General features: G+C 51.4%; 15 protein-coding genes. 6 read left to right on the top strand and 9 right to left on the bottom strand.

What is annotated here, in order from left to right; genetic code table 11:
* Positions 1-9 precede the first annotated feature (9 nt).
* From EXW93_RS01880 to EXW93_RS01855, 6 genes are all read left to right on the top strand, one after another.
* A complete protein-coding gene (locus tag EXW93_RS01880) occupies positions 10-1152 on the top strand; it encodes a Glu/Leu/Phe/Val family dehydrogenase (RefSeq protein WP_050678955.1) in 1143 nt (380 codons plus the stop codon).
* 13 nt (positions 1153-1165) lie between these two features.
* Positions 1166-2215, top strand: coding sequence for a pyruvate dehydrogenase (acetyl-transferring) E1 component subunit alpha (gene pdhA, locus EXW93_RS01875; protein WP_174315984.1), 1050 nt, complete (start codon positions 1166-1168; stop codon positions 2213-2215).
* A 1-nt stretch (position 2216) separates the two neighbouring features.
* Positions 2217-3215 (top strand): alpha-ketoacid dehydrogenase subunit beta, encoded by a 999-nt coding sequence (locus tag EXW93_RS01870; RefSeq protein WP_174315983.1) that lies wholly within the window; start codon positions 2217-2219, stop codon positions 3213-3215.
* A gap of 13 nt (positions 3216-3228) precedes the next feature.
* Complete coding sequence (locus EXW93_RS01865) at positions 3229-4446, top strand: dihydrolipoamide acetyltransferase family protein (RefSeq protein WP_174315982.1); 1218 nt, start codon at positions 3229-3231, stop codon at positions 4444-4446.
* A 1-nt stretch (position 4447) separates the two neighbouring features.
* Positions 4448-5845, top strand: coding sequence for a dihydrolipoyl dehydrogenase family protein (locus EXW93_RS01860; protein WP_174315981.1), 1398 nt, complete (start codon positions 4448-4450; stop codon positions 5843-5845).
* 78 nt (positions 5846-5923) lie between these two features.
* Positions 5924-6424, top strand: a complete 501-nt coding sequence (locus EXW93_RS01855) for a methylated-DNA--[protein]-cysteine S-methyltransferase (RefSeq protein WP_075642683.1) — start codon at positions 5924-5926, stop codon at positions 6422-6424.
* Here the strand turns inward: EXW93_RS01855 and EXW93_RS01850 are convergent.
* From EXW93_RS01850 to EXW93_RS01810, 9 genes are all read right to left on the bottom strand, one after another.
* Positions 6398-6808, bottom strand: a complete 411-nt coding sequence (locus tag EXW93_RS01850; RefSeq protein ID WP_058714019.1) for a VOC family protein — start codon at positions 6806-6808, stop codon at positions 6398-6400. The two genes, EXW93_RS01855 and EXW93_RS01850, sit on opposite strands and share 27 nt — an antisense overlap.
* A gap of 130 nt (positions 6809-6938) precedes the next feature.
* Complete coding sequence (locus EXW93_RS01845) at positions 6939-7943, bottom strand: aldose epimerase family protein (protein WP_055970140.1); 1005 nt, start codon at positions 7941-7943, stop codon at positions 6939-6941.
* Entirely contained in the window at positions 7940-9436 is a 1497-nt protein-coding gene (locus tag EXW93_RS01840) for a UDP-glucose--hexose-1-phosphate uridylyltransferase (RefSeq protein WP_075642685.1), read from the bottom strand. The genes EXW93_RS01845 and EXW93_RS01840 overlap by 4 nt, the downstream gene beginning before the upstream one ends.
* 30 nt (positions 9437-9466) lie before the next feature.
* Positions 9467-10465 carry a UDP-glucose 4-epimerase GalE gene (gene galE, locus EXW93_RS01835; protein ID WP_075642686.1) on the bottom strand — a complete coding sequence of 333 codons (999 nt, stop codon included), beginning with the start codon at positions 10463-10465 and terminating at the stop codon, positions 9467-9469.
* Complete coding sequence (locus EXW93_RS01830) at positions 10466-11638, bottom strand: galactokinase (protein ID WP_035399048.1); 1173 nt, start codon at positions 11636-11638, stop codon at positions 10466-10468.
* Positions 11635-13758 carry an alpha-galactosidase gene (locus EXW93_RS01825; protein ID WP_174315980.1) on the bottom strand — a complete coding sequence of 708 codons (2124 nt, stop codon included), beginning with the start codon at positions 13756-13758 and terminating at the stop codon, positions 11635-11637. Before EXW93_RS01825 ends, EXW93_RS01830 begins: the two co-directional genes overlap by 4 nt.
* A 14-nt stretch (positions 13759-13772) precedes the next feature.
* Complete coding sequence (locus tag EXW93_RS01820) at positions 13773-15767, bottom strand: beta-galactosidase (RefSeq protein ID WP_075642688.1); 1995 nt, start codon at positions 15765-15767, stop codon at positions 13773-13775.
* A 25-nt stretch (positions 15768-15792) separates the two neighbouring features.
* Positions 15793-16578: a carbohydrate ABC transporter permease gene (locus EXW93_RS01815; RefSeq protein WP_023466970.1), complete on the bottom strand. Its 786-nt coding sequence runs from the start codon at positions 16576-16578 to the stop codon at positions 15793-15795.
* 13 nt (positions 16579-16591) lie between these two features.
* The gene (locus EXW93_RS01810) at positions 16592-17554 is read right to left on the bottom strand and encodes a carbohydrate ABC transporter permease (protein ID WP_174315979.1); all 963 of its coding nucleotides are present in this window, start codon (positions 17552-17554) and stop codon (positions 16592-16594) included.
* Positions 17555-17558 lie beyond the last annotated feature (4 nt).

Below are 17558 nucleotides of genomic sequence, written 5' to 3'. Positions count from 1 at the left end.
GACTCTACTATGAACATGTTAAACCCATCTACGAATCCAACGCTCTCGATCATGGAAAAAATCGCGGGTCACGAACAAGTCGTCTTTTGCAACGATCCTGTCTCAGGGTTACAAGCAATCATCGCCATCCACGATACGACGCTCGGCCCCGCTCTCGGTGGTTGCCGCATGGCGCCTTACGCTTCTGTCGATGAAGCACTTGACGATGTCCTCCGCCTGTCGCGTGGCATGACGTATAAATGCGCTGCCGCTGATGTTGATTTTGGTGGCGGTAAAGCCGTCATCATCGGCAATCCGGCAACGGATAAATCACCAGAGCTTTTCCGCGCCTTCGGTCGTTTCGTTGATTCGCTCGGTGGACGTTTTTACACCGGAACGGACATGGGCACGACGATGGATGATTTCGTTCACGCTAGCCGGGAAACGTCACGGATCGTCGGCATTCCGGAAGCCTTTGGCGGGAGTGGTGATTCATCGATCCCGACGGCTGAAGGCGTCGTCTACGGACTGCGGGCGACGATCGAGATGTTATTCGGTTCGGACGACTTAAGTCGCGCGACTTATGCGATTCAAGGACTTGGAAAGGTCGGCTTCAAGGTTGCAGAACAACTGTTACTCGCCGGTGCGACGATTTATGTTTCAGACGTCAACGAAGCAGCGCTCGCAGCAATCGTGACCCAAGCCGAAATGGCACCTGGCACGGTTCGCGTCGTCTCGCCTCACGAAATCCATTTAACAGACGCTGATATTTTCGTTCCATGTGCATACGGCGGTGTCATTCACGCTCAAAACATCGCGCTCTTACCGTGCAAAGCCATCTGTGGTTCGGCGAACAATCAACTTGCAGATGAACAGCTCGCTCACGTCTTGATGGATCGCGGCATCTTGTATGCACCAGACTATATCGTCAACGGTGGTGGGTTGATCCAAGTTGCTGACGAACTGTACGGAGCAAATCATGAACGGGTTCTCCTGAAGACGCGTCACATCTATGACGCAGTGCTCGAAGTCTTCAAGGAGTCGCAAGCAGAGAACATCACGACGGTCGAAGCAGCGAACCGGATGTGTGAAAAACGGATGCAGATCCGGGCGAAACACAACAACATCTTTACGAATACGACAAAGCCAAAATGGGATATCCGTAACCACTGAAGGAGGGACTGACATGGAGCAACATTTTCCGATTCAACGCATCATCGATGAAGAAGGTCGTATCATCGACGCCTCAAAAGAACACGATCTGACGAAAGAGCTCGCCCTCACCCTATATGAACAGATGCACCGGATCCGGACGTTCGACCGGAAGGCGATCAACTTACAACGCCAAGGGCGCCTTGGCACTTATGCACCGTTCGAAGGACAAGAGGCAGCGCAAGTCGGTAGTGCACTGGCGTTGTCCGATCAGGACTGGTTATTCCCGACATACCGAGATCACGGTGCGACGTTGACGTTCGGTGCCGATATGGTGCGGACCCTCCTCTACTGGAACGGTCGCGTCGAAGGTTGCGTGCCGTCTGAGAAACACATCTTCCCTCCTGCCGTACCGATTGCGACGCAAATTCCGCATGCCGTCGGTGCCGCATGGGCAGAAAAACGAAAAGGTACGACGAACGTTGCGGTCGCCTACTTTGGTGACGGGGCGACGTCTGAAGGTGACTTCCACGAAGGAATGAACTTCGCCAGTGTCTTCCAAGCACCGGTCATTCTGTTCAACCAAAACAATCAATTCGCGATTTCTGTTCCGATCGAAAAACAGATGCATTCCGAGACGATCGCACAAAAAGCGATCGCCTACGGGATGCCAAGCGTCCGGATCGATGGGAACGACGCCTTTGCCGTCTATTTCACGATGCAAGCAGCCGTTGCGCGTGCCCGTTCTGGTGGTGGACCAACATTGATTGAAGCCGTCACATGGCGATTTGGTGCCCATACGACAGCAGATGATCCAACGAAATACCGTGATCAAGCCCGTTCGCGTGATCGGGTCGATCCGCTCGATCGACTCGAACAGTTCTTAAAACATCAAGGCTACTTTGACGAAACCTGGATGCAACAGCTGCAGGAACGGCACCAGACAGAAGTAGAAGCGGCAGTAGCTGCGATGGAGCAATTCAAGGCACCAGACGTCAATGACTTGTTCGACCATACGTACGCGACCTTACCGGTTGATGTCCAGCAACAAAAAGAAGCGTATCTGCTAGCAAGGGGGAAATGAGATGGCAACACCAATCAATCGTCAAACAGAAATGACACTCGTTCAAGCTGTCACGGATGCCCTGCGGACAAAATTGTCGGAGGATGAGACAACGCTCGTTCTTGGAGAAGACGTCGGAAAAAACGGTGGTGTCTTCCGAGCGACAGACGGCTTACAGGAAGAATTCGGGGAAGACCGGATCGTCGATACACCGCTTAGCGAAGCTGGCATCGTCGGTACGTCGATCGGTCTTGCCATCAATGGCTTTAAACCGATCGTCGAGATTCAATTTCTTGGCTTCATCTACCCTTCCTATGAACAAATCATGACGCACGTCTCCCGGATCCGGATGCGGACGATGGGACGGTACAGTGTGCCAATGGTCATTCGTGCGCCTTATGGTGCCGGCATCCGGGCACCGGAAATCCATTCCGACAGCACAGAAGCACTCTTTACATCGATGCCTGGTCTCAAGGTCGTCTGTCCGGCGACGCCATACGATGCAAAAGGGTTATTGATTGCTGCGATTGAAGATCCAGATCCCGTGTTGTTTCTTGAGTCGATGCGTAGCTACCGCTCATTCAAGGAAGTCGTACCGAGCGAATCGTATACTGTTGAGATTGGAAAAGCACGCTGCGTCAGCGAAGGAACGGACGTGACGTTAATTGCCTGGGGAGCAATGGTTCAAGTAGCTCAAAAGGCAGCAACGGCTGCACAGGAACGCGGCATCTCTTGCGAAGTACTCGACTTACGGACGCTCTATCCGCTCGACCGGGAAACAATCGCTGCTTCCGTTCAAAAGACAGGTCGTGCCGTCATCGTGCATGAAGCCGCAGCGATGGGTGGTCTCGGTAATGATCTCGTGACGTTGATCAACGATACAGCGTTTCTTTATTTACGGGCACCGATTGCCCGCGTGACCGGTTTTGATGTTCCCGTTCCGCTGTTCGCCCTCGAAGACCATTACATTCCGACGCCAGAACGTGTCCTTGCGACGATTCAGCGTACGGTCGAGTTTTAAGGAGCTGAATGCCATGATCGAAGTTAAATTACATGATGTCGGTGAAGGAATGACAGAAGGTGAAATCGCCCATTACCTCGTCCAAGTCGGAGACCATGTCACGACGGATCAACCGGTCGTCGAGGTCGCGACCGATAAGATGGTCGCCGAACTACCGGCTCCTGTTTCCGGGATCGTCAAGGAAATCATCATCCCGGTCGGTCAGACGGTGCAAGTCGGTACGACATTATTGCACATCGAAGCAAGTAACGCTTCCGACATGCCGGTCGCGGTAACACCTGAAGCGTCGTCCGCTCCTGAACCAGCATCGGTTGCTGTCACTGCCCCACCTGTTCAAGTTTCTCCAGCAAAACGGGTCCTCGCGACACCATATACACGAAAAATCGCTCGTGATCACGGGATTGATATCGAAGCTGTCACGGCTTCCGATCCATCGGGTCGCGTCTCGGAGGACGACGTGCTTCGCTTCGTCCAGGCTGCTACTGCTCCACAAGAGACAGCTGCGCCGATTATTGAAGAGGTCACGTACCAAGAAACAACAGCGGAAACGATTCCGTTCCGCGGCATTCGCAAGCAAATCGCGAAAAAGATGACCCAGTCGCTGTACACGATTCCCCACGTCACTCACTTCGAGGAAGTCGACATGACGCGTTTACTCGCACTACGTGCCGAATGGAAAGCAGCTGGACGAAACATCAACGTCAACGCTTTCTTCATCAAAGCTTTGATCGTTGCCTTAAAAGAATATCCTGTCTTTCATGCCAAGCTTGATGAAACGAATGCGTGTATTCGATTAGAGCAAGATTTCCACTTTGGCATGGCAACCGAAACACCGGACGGGTTGATGGTTCCGGTCATCCGTCATGCCGATCAGCTCTCACTGACGGAACTGCATGAACAATTGGTCGCGTTGCAACAACGTGCTCAAAACGGTGCCTTGCGCGCAGCGGATTTAAAAACAAGCACTTTTACGATGAGTAATGTGGGTCCGCTCGGCAGTACGGGAGCAACACCGATCATCAACTATCCGGAGACAGCACTGATTGCCTTCCATAAGACGAAAAAACGAGCCTGTGTCGACGAGAACGATCAAATCGTCGTTCGCTCGATGATGAATTTGTCGATGTCGTTCGATCATCGTGTCGCAGACGGGGCAACGGCTGTTGCCTTTACGAACCGATTCGTGTCACTGATTGAACATCCGACTACCCTACTTCTGGAGTTGATCTAACATGGTTGTTGGCGAACTTACACAAGAACGGGATCTTCTGATCATCGGTGGAGGTCCCGCAGGTTATACGGCAGCGATCCGTGCTGCACAAGGCGGTCGAAACGTTACATTGATTGAACAAGCTGAACTCGGTGGACTTTGTCTGAACCGAGGCTGTATCCCGTCCAAGGTCTATGCGCATGCGGCAGAAGAGATGTTACGCTTGCCGCATCTTGAAGACCTTGGATTCACCGCCCCTGCTGTCCATGATTTCAGTAAACTGAGTGCTTACCGGAATCGTGTCGTGCAACAATTACGTCAAGGAGTGGTCGCCCTCTGTCAGGCGAACCAGATTGAGCATATCACTGGTGCAGCCTCCTTCCTGTCAGAGGACCGGATCGGCGTCGAGTCGGGACATCAGTTCGATACGTACCGGTTCCAGGACGTCATCATTGCGACCGGCAGTCACAGCATCCAACACGAGGAATCGTGCCGCTTGAATGCCGAACAGCTTTATCAACTCGAGCAACTACCAGAGAGCTTATTGATCATTGGATCTGACACGCTAGCACTCGAAGCGGCCGCCTGTTTCCATGCACTTGGGACAGAGGTGACGTTGTTCGCGGATCAATTGCCACTCGAACCAAGCCTTGAAAAGGAACTGAAGCGGACATTCAAAAAACAAAAAATCCGTCTCGTGTCGGATGTCGTGACACGTATCGAGGCTTCATCGGACGCGACCGTCACCGTCATGAAAAACGGAGAAGAAGTCGCCTATCAGGGTGCCTATCTGTTCCAGTCCCTTTCCCGGATCCCGAACAGTTTGACACTCGGTCTCGAACGGATTGGTGTGACGCTTGCAGAAGACGGGACGATTCTAGTTGACGTAAATGGACGAACGAATCAACCCCACATTTACGCAATCGGTGATGTCACACCGGGTCCACAGCTCGCCATCCGTGCGATTCATGAAGCGAAGCGAACGGCAGCCCACTTGTCTGGTCAAGACGTCGATCCGACGACACCGTATTATCCGACGGTTCTACGAACCTTCCCACCGATTGCTTCGATCGGGATGACGAAACAAGAAGCGGTCGAAGCCGGACATGCTGTTCAGAGCGGACAGTTCCCGCTGAATGCAAACGGAGCGACGACGATCGAAGGTGGTAGTGGATTCGTCAAGGTCATCGCTGACGAGCAAACATCACTGATCCTTGGTATTCACATGATTGGGGACGATGCCCATCGTCTCGTCGGACAATTCACCCAAGCACTGGAACTGACAGCAAAACGGGAAGATCTCCTCTTCCCTGTCATGGCACATCCGAGTCGAAGCGAAGCCTTGACGGAATCGATGGAAGCCTTATTTGGTCAATCGATCCATCTTCCACCACGTCAACAGGTCGGATCGCGCGCGTAATCCAAAAGAGGTGCCTCTGCGTCAGAAGCACCTCTTTTGGATTCATCACTTCATTTCGCGTAGAAAGGAAAACATGTCATGGAACTGTACTTCACTCGTTTGCACTGGAATACGCATACGTTTCCGGTCGCTGCTACAGCAGATGGTCTCTGTTATGTTGGCGCTTGGGATGAACCGGAGGATTTATTCGACGACTGGTCGCGGAAACACTTCCCCCGAGCCGATCGGATTGCTTCTGATACCGCGCTTGCCCCGTATACGGAACAGCTACTGGCTTATCTGAATCAACAGTCGACGACACTGTCCTTTCCAATCGCACCAGTCGGTACCCCGTTCCAACTTGAAGTCTGGCATGCTCTACGCGCGGTACCGTACGGTCAAACCGCCACCTACTCCGATATCGCGGAACGTCTCTTTCGACCGAACGCGACTCGCGCGATTGGCACGGCAATCGGGAAAAATCGATTACTGCTCGCGATTCCGTGTCACCGGATCATTGGCAAAAAAGGCGATCTACTCGGCTATCATGGCGGTCTGAATATGAAGCGGACACTACTCGCGCTCGAGCAACGCCTCTGATTCTCGTCCCTCTTCGCTGAAAGATAGAGCGAACAGAATCCCGAACGGGTCGCGGACTTGCGCATACCAACCTCCAAAGTCTGCTACCGCAAGGGGTGTGACGATTTGACCGTCTGTCGTTAATTGCAGATACACTTGCTCGAGCTCTTCAAGCGACGTAAAAGTCAACAACAGATGGAGCGAAGAAGAGGTATTCGGTGCGTCACTCTCGTCCCAGAGCATCAATTCAAACGCCCCATTGGATAAATGCGCGTGGTAGACGGTATCTCCTGCTTCATCCATTATGATACGCCGACGTGTCATCGCAAATACGTTTTCGTAGTACACGATCGCCTGCTTGGCTTGTCCCGAAAAAACGAGACAAGGAGTAGCGGCATACTGCATGGAAAGCCCTCCTTTCATTATGGTTTAGTATCACCTTTCGCACTTTTCTTCCCGATTTCCTTCTATACACAAAAAGCCCCACTTTCCTGTCCAACCGAACATGGAAAATGGGGCTTCTTCTTCGAATCCATTAAGACACTACACCAAAGCGATAAGCTGTTTTCCAGTGATAGGTCTCACCTGGTGACAACAAGATTGATGGAAAATCAGATTCATGGACTGCATTCGGATGCACTTGTGCTTCAAGGCATAAACCAAGTGATGGTCGAGCAGTAACACCATGAACCGTATAATCGGTCAGCAGTTGCGTTCCGGTATAGAGTACGACTGCAGGTTGATTCGTTGTCACGTCGACGAAACGACCGGACACCGGATCTTCAAGTCGAAGTGTGTCATCCCGCAATACGAAGGGATGATCATAGCCATTTCCAACAGCAATCGTCTCGGGATGATCAAGCGTAATCCCATCACGAATCGACTGACCGTTACGGAAATCAAACGGGGTTCCGGAGACATCCCGTTGTTCCCCTGTCGGTAAGCCGTCTGGCTGGACCGGTAAGTAGCAGTCGCTTGGTAACGTCAAGACGTGATCTAGCACGTCTCGCTTTGCATTTCCCGATAAGTTGAAGTACGTATGGTTCGTTAGATTGAGGGGTGTCGTCTGATCCGTCACGGCTGTCATCTCAAGCGTCAATGTCGTTCCCTCTAATCGATAATGCACGTCGAGTGTGACCGTTCCCGGATACCCTTCTTCTCCATCCGGACTGTTCAAACGCAAATGAAACAATGTATCCGTCGCTTCGATGACATCGAACCATGCTTGATCGAATCCGTGAATCCCCCCATGCAGATGATTCGCACCGTCGTTTGCGACGAGCGGATAGACCTCTTCCGCTACTTCGAAGCGTGCCTGTCCGATTCGACCAGCGACGCGTCCGACGATTGCCCCGAAGTAAGGCGAGTGCTGTTGATACTCTTCTACCGTCTCAAGACCGAGGACGACACTTTCCAAATGACCATCCCGATCGGTCGTCCGGATATTTTGGATGATGCCACCGTAGTTCCAGAGCGTCACTTCGATGCCTTCCTGACGTAACGTATGTCGGATCAATTCTTTCTCAAGTAGTTGTGTCATCGTTGTTCCTCCACCGGTTGGCGCGTCACGAGTTGAACGAATCGTCCGAACGCCGTCTGACCTTCTTCCGTCTGTTTAAAGACGCCACAGTCTTCGAGACCACGTACGAATTTCGCAGCGACTGCTTGCTCGACGTACATTGTGACATCTTGACCGTCATACGCTTGTTTTAGTTCTTGCGCCCAGTCAGCATGAGCGACAGCTACTTCGTCGACTTCACCTGTAATGAACTGTTCGACCTGTTGCAACTCTTGGAGCAGGCGTGCCGGTAAGACCGCCAGTCCCATCACTTCGATCAAACCGATATTTTCCCGCTTGATGTGGTGAATATCGGCATGCGTATGGAAAATACCGTCCGGATGTTCTGCTGACGTCCGGTTGTTCCGTAAGACGAGATCGAGCTCGAATTGTCCATCACGTTGACGGGCAATCGGCGTCACTGTATTGTGTCGCGTCTCACTAGTATGTGAACGGATCTCTTGACTCTCATCCGTATACGTCAACCACGTCTCATAAACGGTCGTCGCAGCATCGAGTAGTGCCGACGCATCTTCACTCTTCAGACGCAACACACTCAGTGGCCAGTGTAAGGTTTCGCCAGTGACTGTCGGCTGATCCGGGAACGTAAAGGATGTTAATGCGTTTGCCCGGTCCATCGCAAACGTATAGCGTCCACCTTGATAATGATCATGCGTCAGAATCGATCCACCGACGATCGGCAGGTCCGCATTCGAACCAGCAAAGTAATGTGGGAACTGCTCGACGAAGGCGAGCAGACGTGCAAACGCATCCCGATTGATGACCATGTCACGATGTTCCTGCGACAAGATGATGCTATGTTCGTTGTAATAGACGTATGGTGAATACTGCAATGCCCACGATTCTTCCGTCAGTGTCAACGGAACAATCCGGTGGTTCGCACGGGCTGGATGATTCGCACGCCCCGCGTAGCCGACGTTTTCGACGCACAACAGACACGTTGGATAGTTCGATGTCGTTGGTACCTCCGTTCGAGCTGCCGCAATTTCACGTGGATCTTTTTCCGGCTTCGATAAGTTGATCGTGACATCAATCGTCCCGTAAGCCGTATCCGCTTGATAGCGTTTATTCTTAGCAATTCGTTTTGTTTGGATGTAGTTACTCGCTTGGCTGAGTTGATAAAAGTAATCCGTCGCCGCTACTGGTGATTCAGCGTACAGACGCCGGAATGTCGCTGTCACGTCAGACGGACGGGCGACGAAGACATCCATCACGTCTGCAGCAAACTGTTCTTTATCCTCAAGGCGCGCCGGTAGCTGTCCGCTTGTGATCAACACTTCAATCATGTCGTCCAAAATATCCGGAATTGGACGTGATGGTACGTCTGCCTGTTCTTCATAATCGGCTTGACCAATTTGTGCTAGAATTCGATTTCGGGCATAGATCGCATCTTCCGGTTCAATCAAGCGTTCCTGGATCGCTTGTGCTACTAACTGTTGGATGAGTTCATTCATCGCCGTCACTCTCCTCTTTCTGTCTCTCTATTAACGAACGCTCGTCCGGTATCCTTCTGGGTTGTGCGCATGCCAATTCCAAGCATCACGAATGATTGTTTCGATGTCGGTGCGTTGTGGCGTCCAGCCGAGGACTTCTTTTGCTTTGGCGGATCCAGCGATTAAGATACTCGGATCCCCTGCACGACGTTCAATGATGCGTTCCGGAATCGGGTGTCCCGTCACGCGACGGGCTGCCTCGATGATTTCCCGCACGGAAAACCCTTGGCTTGAACCGAGGTTAAAGACTGCGCTGTCGTTGCCGTCCGCTAAATAATCAAGTGCTCGTACATGGGCATCGATCAAGTCTTCAACATGGATGTAATCACGAATGCATGTGCCATCCGGCGTTGGATAATCATCGCCATAGATCGAAATTTCTGCCCGTTGTCGGTTGGCGACTTCAAGGACGAGCGGAATCAAATGTGTTTCTGGTGTATGGTCTTCCCCGATCTCACCTGTCGCCCGTGCACCGGCGACATTGAAGTAACGTAACGCAACGTAACGTAAGCCATACGCTTGTTCAGACCAGCGCATCATCTTCTCCATCATCAACTTCGTCTCGCCATATGCATTCGTCGGACTCGTTTCCGCTGTTTCGAGAATCGGCATCTGTTCCTGTTCACCGTATGTCGCTGCCGTCGAAGAGAAGACAATTTGTTTGATGTCGTGAGCAATCATCGCTTCGAGCAACACTTGTGTCCCGTAAACGTTGTTATCAAAGTAGCGTAATGGTTCCGTCATCGACTCGCCGACAAGTGAAAAAGCAGCGAAATGAACGACTTGTTCAATCGTCTCTTCCGTAAAGACGCGATCGAGAAAAGCACGATCGCGTATATCTCCTTCATATAAACGTGCTTGCGGGTGAACCGCTTCACGATGACCGGATTGCAGATGGTCGATGACGACGACATCCTTTCCGGCATCAATCAATTGATAGACGGCATGGGAGCCGATATAACCAGCTCCACCTACGACTAACGTTGCCATTTAGATGACCTCCCGTTCGATTTCACGTGCTCCGTCACCGACCGTCGCCGTATAGAACGTCGCCGGGTATCCGATCCGTGCTTCATAGTGTTCGCCGACAGATTGTTTGAACGCATCGACTACCTCGTCTTCAACGATCGCAATCGCACAGCCACCAAAACCAGCACCTGTCATCCGTGCGCCGAGTACGCCCGGTTGCTCCCAAGCGGCTTCGACGAGTGTATCGAGTTCAATCCCTGTCACTTCATAATCTTCCCGTAACGAGACGTGTGACGCATTCATCAACTGACCGAACGTCGTCAGTTCTCCCGCTTCGAGTGCCGCTAGCGCCTGAAGCGTTCGTTCATTTTCTGAAATCGCATGGCGAGCGCGACGCATCAAGATTTCTTCTTCCCACGCCACTTTTGCGAATTCTGACGTCGTCCATTGTCCGAGTGCTTCCCGTGGCGTGAATTGATTGAGATAAGCGAGTGCTGCTTCACACTCTGCACGGCGTTCATTGTATTTTGAATCCGCTAGTTCACGGCGTTTGTTCGTATTCATGATGATGATCGTATATCCTGTCAAATCGAGTGGGGCATACGTATAATCGAGCGTCTCACAATCGAGCAACAATCCCGCTCCTGCTTTTCCCATACCGATCGCAAATTGATCCATGATGCCACTGTTGACGCCAATATAACGGTTTTCGACTTGTTGACCGAACCGGACGAGATCAAGACGTGGAATCTCTAATCCGTATAATCGATCGAGCAAGACACCAATGACGAGTTCAAGCGAAGCCGATGATGAAAGACCTGCCCCGTTCGGGATGTCACCTTGAATCAGGATGTCACATCCCGTATCGATTCGGTATCCTGCTTCCTGTAAGACTGTAATCATACCCTTCGCATAGTTCGCCCAACCGTGCGTCGCGTCATACGCAAGTTCGTCGAGCGCGACTTCGATGATGCCGTCTTGCTCGAAATTCAGTGAGTAGAAGCGGAAGCGTTGATCGTCTCGTTTTCGTGCGATCGCATGCGTACCGAACGTCAACGCACATGGAAAGACGTGACCGCCATTGTAATCCGTATGTTCGCCGATTAAGTTGATCCGTCCTGGTGCAAAGAAGCGATGCGTCGACGGTAAGCCAAACCGCTGTTCAAATTGTTCTTCTAACGTCTGGTCTGTCATACGATCGTCTCCTTTGATTCGAGTAGTGAGAGCGCACGGTGGACTGGCTGAATCCGCAAGCAGCGGGCTTCATAGTCCGTCGTGTATGAGAATGTCAAGCCTTGCTGCATCAAGTAAGCGCCGCTTAACGTCCGGTCCTCGACTTGATAACGCATTGCTGGGTCGAGTCCTTTTAGCTTGAAGTGATACTGATGTGTTCCGTATTGTCGAAGTGGCGCGATCGCAAGTAGGACCGTTTCTTCTTCTGATGTATACTGCATGACGCTTGGCGTCTGTTGTGTAAAAGCAGATAAGCGATACTGGATACCGCGTTGAATCGTCGGACGAATCGCTTGATATGTCTCGATCCAGCCTTTTGCTTCCGCAAGTTCATCCGTTGACCATTCGCTTAAGTTACCACCGATGCCGAGTGTGCCTTGCATCGAGGAGACAAAGCGTGTTGCAAGCGGTACGTTGCGTCCATTTAACCAGTTCGGTCCGTCCGTCACCCAACAGCTCATCATTTTCGCATTGTAAGCATACGAGAAGTCGTACTGAATTTGTAAGCGATCGAGTGGATCGGTGTTATCACTCGTCCAGACTTGTTCCGTCCGTGAGAGGATTCCAAGGTCAATCCGTCCGCCACCACCTGCACAGGCTTCAAAGTCGACCGTCGGATGCAAGCGACGTAATTCATCAAAGATTCGGTACAACGCATCGACGTGACGTTTCCATAATTCCTGTTGGCGATCCGTCTGGTCTTTTGGAACACCTGGTTCTGAAAAGGCGCGGTTCATGTCCCATTTGATGTAGTCGATCGCGTGACGCGTCAGCAAGTCGTCCATCATCTCGAGAATGAATTGCTCGACTTCTGGTAATCCGAGGTTTAAGACGTATTGATTCCGTGACGTCGTCCGAACCGCATCGCGCGCATGGTAAATCCAGTCTGGATGCGCCCGGTATAGATCAGAATCCGGATTGACCATCTCCGGTTCGACCCACAGACCGAATTGTAACCCTTGTTGTTTCACATACGAGATCAAAGGCTGAAGACCGTTCGGGAACTTTTCTCGATTGACATGCCAGTCACCGAGTCCCGCTTGATCGGTATGGCGTTCACCGAACCACCCGTCATCGACGACGAACAGTTCACAGCCGATTCCTGCTGCCAGATCAACGAGTTCACGTTGACCAGATTCCGTGACATCGAAATACGTCGCTTCCCATGAGTTATAAAGAACCGGACGATCGGTCGCACGTGGCATGATGACGTCACGCTGAAAGGCATGCGCATGGGCGCTCATATCCGCGAAACCGTCCGCATAGCCGATGTAGAACGTTGGTGTCGTCAACTGTTGTTGATGTGATAGTTTCCAACTGAAGTCAAACGGATTCATGCCACCTGATAGCTGAACGAAACCGAACGCATCTTGTTCGACGTGAATCGCCCAGTTACCGGAATAAGCAAAATGTCCGTAGACGACTTCACCGCCATCTTCTGTCGCGTCCTGCTCGAGTGCGAACCAAGGGTTCGCTTGGTGACTTGTCACTCCACGTCGACTTTCAATCGTCTGGCGCCCTGGTGTCACTGGTGTGATCTGTTTCTTGAACTCACCTATCCACATGCCAGCGAAGTGATGCAGTTTTAAATTCGGTTGATGCCAGCGTCCCATCGCAAAGGACTGGGCTGCTGTTAAACGAACAGGTAATCGACCTGTGTTTTCAACGACAATCGAACGACCGATGATGTCGTAATCAGCGAACACTTCGTACTGAACCCCGACACGCATCTCCTGCAAGGGATCAAACAGCCAGAGTGTCAATTTCGTTTCCGTCTGTTCGGAGCGCTCAAACTGGAACTGGTGAATCCGCTGTCCATCCTCTCGTTCCGATTTCAAAGTTGGCTCCGTATACAACATCTCGCCGAATGGTACGAAATCGTACGTCGCGACGCCGTCTGGTGATTCAAACGAACTGTGCGCGACGACTGGATTCGGTAACGCTTTATAATCATCCCGGTATGGTAACTTGGCACCGAAATAGGTGTGAATCAGCTTACCGTTCGCACCGACCGTCACGACGTGAGCGACCCGTTTCCCTTCGACGACGAAACGACGTCCTGCTACTTCAAAGATTGCCATGGTTCTCTTCCTCCTTACGTCGTCAGAATCAGTGTCTCGAGTGGTGCGAGCCGGACCGTTCCACGATATGTCTCTTCATCTGTCAATACTTTATATGTGCCGTCCAAGTTAACGTCCCGTGCTTCTTTCGTGTCATGGTTCATCAAGAAGAGGAAATCGCGTTTTTCGCCGTGACGACGCACGATTTCGACTTGATCCGGCGCCTCGATCATCTCGATGCCGGCCTCCGTGAACGCTTGACGGTAAATCGTATCGATCATCGCGTCATCAATCGATGAGCCGATGTAGGTAATCATTCCTTTATAGGCATTGCGCGTCACAGCCGCTACACCCTCGTAGAACGTATCTTTATAAACAGCGAGCGTCTCCGCTGTCGTTGGTGTGATGAGATCACACCAGAGGCGGGCTGTTGAGGATTGTCCTGCCATCTCGCCGATGCCTGCCACCTGATGTTGCTGAACGGATTGGAGTGACTCGTATTCGTCGATCTCGATGCCCGCATACGGTGCGAACTTACCTGGTAACGTCGTCGGTACGACATGATTCCGTGCATCCTTCACGCCTGTCCGGTACGTGAAGATGACGTGACCGCCTTGTTCCATGTACGCAATCAAGGCGTCATCGAACGTTGGATTCGTCAAGAAATAGAGCGGAACGATGATCAGTTTATAACGAGATAGATCATCACCTGGGAAGACGATGTCGGTTGCGACTTGTTGACGAACCGCTCCACCATAGAAGCGGACGAACTCCGTCCGGAAATCAAACGCATCACTGTGTGGCTGGTGTGTCCACGCCCAGACGTTTTCTTGATCGAAATAGACACCGACTTTCGCGTCGTAACGGCTCGCGTTGATCTCATCGCCATACGTATTCAGTTCCGTCATGATCTGCTTGACTTCTTCGAATTTCCGTTTCGGTTTGCCATCATGATCGATGATACCGTGACAGAACTCCTCTGTTCCGAAATGAGCAGCCCGGAAGCGGAAGTAGACAATCGCTTCTGCTCCCCGCGCGACCGCTTGGTACGTCCAGAGGCGAATGTGTCCTGGTCGTGGCAAGTAACCGATTTTGCTCCAGCCCTGTGCGCCACTCAATTGCTCCATGACCCAGAACCCTTTTCCTTGCTTCGAAGAGCGGCAAAGATCGTGATCACTCGCCATCTTCTCGAACCGGTTCGGCTCAGGTAGTCCACCCCAGACTGGGTAGTTATCGAACGCCACGTAATCAAGGTCTTGCGCCATTTGTTGCTGATTGACCGCCATGTCACTGTAGACCAGGTTGTGCGTGATGAAGACGTTCTCTGGAATGTAGCGACGTAAGACATCGACTTGTAATTTGTTGTAGTACGTATAGCCGTCGGCACAGAAGCGATCGAAGTCGACGAGCAGTGATGGGTTGTGTTCCTGATAGACTTTACGCGGTACCGGGATTTGCTCCCACGCCGTGTACGTCTGACTCCAGAAGACGGTTCCCCACGCTTCGTTCAAGGCATCGAGCGTTCCGTAACGATTTTCTAACCAACGCTGAAAAGCAGTGCGGTCGACATCACCGTAAGAACGATCCGATTTCTCATGCCCGTATTCATTATCCGTTTGCCACCCGATGACACGAGGATGTTGACCGTAGCGTTTCGCCATCTCTTCCGTGATCTTGACGGATAGACGCTGGTACGTTTCGCTGTGGACCGTATAATGGCGACGGGCACCAAAGCTGATCGTCACACCGTTCTCATCGACCGGTAAGATTTCTGGATACTTCGTACATAACCAAGCCGGTGGTGTCGCAGTTGGTGTTCCGAGTACGATATCGAATCCTTCCGCACTCAAGCGTTCGATGACGTCATCCCAAAAGCTGAAGTCATAGACGCCTTCTTCCGGCTCCATCATCGACCAAGCGAATTCCGCGAGACGAACGACGTTGACGCCAAGTTCCTTCATCAGTCGGAAGTCTTCCTCCCATAGTGCTCGTGGTGTTTGTTCTGGATAATAATCGACTCCTAAATACATTGTGCTCCCCCTTACGCAAAAACAATTATTTTACTGCACCCGCCGTCATTCCTTTTTGGAAGAAACGTTGGAAGAAGATATAGAAGATCATCGTCGGTAAACTGATCAAAACAAGTGATGCGTAGATTTTTCCTGGATCCCCACCGAGCGCATCCTTGAAGAAACTTGGTGCCATCGTCACTGTCTGATAGGCAGGATCCGTCATGAACGTAAGAACCATCAAGTATTCGTTCCATGAGTTAAGGAACGCATAGATTAAAGCTGTTGCGAGCGCTGGTTTTGCGAGTGGTAGCATGACTTTGAAGAACACTTCAAGAATCGTCGCCCCATCGATATACGCCGCTTCCATCAGTTCGTTTGGTAGTTCATCAAAGTATCCTTTGATGAGCATTAGACCGAATGGTAAGAAGAACGCAACTTCCGCTCCGATCAGTCCCCAGTGGTTGTTCAGTCCGTCAAACGAACGGAGCGTGAAGAACAATGGAACGATCATCGAAGCGACGGGTAACATCAGACCCGCTAAGACCATGTTGAACAACAGGCGTTTTCCAGCAAACTCAAGTTTCGAGAAGGCAAACGCCGCGAATGCCAGAATCGTGATCGAGATGATGATCATGAAGAAGGCAACGAAGAAACTGTTGAAGACGAACGTTGGGAAGTTCGGGTTTTGTAGTGTCGCGATATAGTTGTCGAATCCATTGATTCGGAGACTCTCTTTGAACATGACGAAAATCGGGAATAACCAGACGATTGATGCCAGCACCAATACAAGGTTGATCATCCAGCGGCTTTTTTTAGATTCTACATCCATGGGTCGTTCCTCCTTAGTTATCCATTTTCTTTTGTACGCGCAATTGGAAGTACGTGATGAGCAGGGCAATCGTCAATAGGATGATGGCAACAGCACTCGAGTAACCGACTTCCTGTTGCAACATCGATTTCCGGAATAGATAAGTCGAAATGAACTCCGTCGACGATCCCGGTCCGCCGGCTGTCGTGATCCAGACTAAGTCAAACGTCTTCAGACCACCGATGACACCGAGGATCGAAAGTGTGAACGTCGTTCCTTTCAAGTTCGGGAAGACGATGCTCCACAGTGTCCGGAAGAATCCAGCTCCATCGATTTTTGCTGCTTCGAAGATTTCCTTCTCAATCGTCAACATCGCCATGTAGTACATGACCATTGAAGAACCCGTCCACTGGAAGATGTTGATTGCAATGACGGAATAAAGCGCGATGTCCGGATCACCGAGCCAGTTCTGTTCGAAGCTACCGAGACCAATCGCACGGAGGAACTCATTGATGTAACCAAACTGGAAATCATAGATTTGTGAGAATGCCGCACCGAGTACGACAGGGCTCAAGACGACCGGGAAGAAGAAGACCGACTTCATCGCCGTCCGCAATGGTCCCGGTGTATGCAGGAAGTACGCCAAGACAAGACCGATACCGGCTTGGATCGTGACTGTTAAAATCGTGAAGATGAACGTATTCTTCAGCGAGAGATAGAAGTCTGGATCTTGGAACATCTCAGCATAGTTGTCGAGTCCGACGAACGCTTTGTCAAACGAGATTCCGTCCCACGAGAAGAACGAGTTATAGGCGTTATAGAAGATCCCATAATAGATGAAGCTGACAACGAACAAGACGATCGGGGCAACGAAAGCCCATCCGACCATGTTCCGCTTCATGTTCTTTTTCTTCCTTGGCGCAGGCGTACGTGTCGCTACCGGCTGGAGCGGTTCTGCTTTTGGTTTAATCGGCAATTCCTGTCGCTCTGTCTGCATATGG

This window comes from Exiguobacterium sp. JMULE1 (genome assembly GCF_013337175.1).
GTDB classification, from domain to species: Bacteria; Bacillota; Bacilli; order Exiguobacteriales; family Exiguobacteriaceae; genus Exiguobacterium_A; species Exiguobacterium_A indicum.
The sequence above is the reverse complement of the archived record's forward strand: the minus strand, read 5'-3'. Positions and strand labels throughout refer to the sequence as shown.

Bases quoted from the DNA above. Each gene is read 5' to 3' on its own strand.
- EXW93_RS01845 (WP_055970140.1), bottom strand. From the start codon at position 7,943: ATGACACAACTACTTGAGAAAGAATTGATCCGACATACGTTACGTCAG.
- EXW93_RS01830 (WP_035399048.1), bottom strand. From the start codon at position 11,638: ATGACAGACCAGACGTTAGAAGAACAATTTGAACAGCGGTTTGGCTTA.
- EXW93_RS01870 (WP_174315983.1), top strand. From the start codon at position 2,217: ATGGCAACACCAATCAATCGTCAAACAGAAATGACACTCGTTCAAGCT.
- EXW93_RS01840 (WP_075642685.1), bottom strand. From the start codon at position 9,436: ATGAATGAACTCATCCAACAGTTAGTAGCACAAGCGATCCAGGAACGC.
- EXW93_RS01850 (WP_058714019.1), bottom strand. From the start codon at position 6,808: ATGCAGTATGCCGCTACTCCTTGTCTCGTTTTTTCGGGACAAGCCAAG.
- pdhA (WP_174315984.1), top strand. From the start codon at position 1,166: ATGGAGCAACATTTTCCGATTCAACGCATCATCGATGAAGAAGGTCGT.
- EXW93_RS01825 (WP_174315980.1), bottom strand. From the start codon at position 13,758: ATGGCAATCTTTGAAGTAGCAGGACGTCGTTTCGTCGTCGAAGGGAAA.
- EXW93_RS01815 (WP_023466970.1), bottom strand. From the start codon at position 16,578: ATGGATGTAGAATCTAAAAAAAGCCGCTGGATGATCAACCTTGTATTG.
- galE (WP_075642686.1), bottom strand. From the start codon at position 10,465: ATGGCAACGTTAGTCGTAGGTGGAGCTGGTTATATCGGCTCCCATGCC.
- EXW93_RS01820 (WP_075642688.1), bottom strand. From the start codon at position 15,767: ATGTATTTAGGAGTCGATTATTATCCAGAACAAACACCACGAGCACTA.
- EXW93_RS01865 (WP_174315982.1), top strand. From the start codon at position 3,229: ATGATCGAAGTTAAATTACATGATGTCGGTGAAGGAATGACAGAAGGT.
- EXW93_RS01855 (WP_075642683.1), top strand. From the start codon at position 5,924: ATGGAACTGTACTTCACTCGTTTGCACTGGAATACGCATACGTTTCCG.
- EXW93_RS01880 (WP_050678955.1), top strand. From the start codon at position 10: ATGAACATGTTAAACCCATCTACGAATCCAACGCTCTCGATCATGGAA.
- EXW93_RS01810 (WP_174315979.1), bottom strand. From the start codon at position 17,554: ATGCAGACAGAGCGACAGGAATTGCCGATTAAACCAAAAGCAGAACCG.
- EXW93_RS01860 (WP_174315981.1), top strand. From the start codon at position 4,448: ATGGTTGTTGGCGAACTTACACAAGAACGGGATCTTCTGATCATCGGT.